This is a genomic window from Aphanothece microscopica RSMan92 (assembly GCF_046613545.2).
In the GTDB taxonomy this organism is placed as follows: domain Bacteria; phylum Cyanobacteriota; class Cyanobacteriia; order PCC-6307; family Cyanobiaceae; genus NIES-981.
The window spans coordinates 1-426 of record NZ_JBKKKY020000585.1 but is presented as its reverse complement, the minus strand read 5'-3'; the positions used below and the strand labels follow the sequence as shown (position 1 = coordinate 426).

General features: G+C 72.5%; 1 protein-coding gene. It reads left to right on the top strand.

The window, feature by feature from the left end; genetic code table 11:
- Positions 1-323 (top strand): magnesium chelatase subunit ChlI family protein (locus ACLD7X_RS19165; RefSeq protein ID WP_482764002.1); only part of this gene is annotated, 323 nt, incomplete at its 5' end.
- Between the last annotated feature and the right edge of the window lie 103 nt (positions 324-426).

Genomic DNA, 426 nt, shown 5'->3' with positions numbered 1-426 from the left:
CCTCTGGCGATTCATCGGCCACCGTCGCCCAACGCGTCGCCCGCGCCCGCGCGGCCCAGGCCAGGCGCTTCGCCGATCACCCCGGCCATGCCGTCAATGCCGATGCCGAGGGCCGCCTCCTCGAAGAGATCGCGACCCCCGACGCCGAAGGCCGCGCCCTCCTGACGAAAGTCGCCGAGCGATTCGGTCTCACCGCGCGCGGCTATCACCGCGTCCTGCGCGTGGCCCGCACGATCGCCGACCTCGACGACAGCGACCCCGTCCGCCTTCCCCACGTGGCCGAAGCCGTGAGCTACCGTCTCGCGCTCGCAAAGGAAGCATGACCCGGCCCGCAGCCAGGGTCTTGTCCCCGCAGGATCACGCCGTCCGCCTCACCCGGCGCGGCGGCGCTCGATCGCTTCCCAGATCCTGGCCGCCCCATTGGTC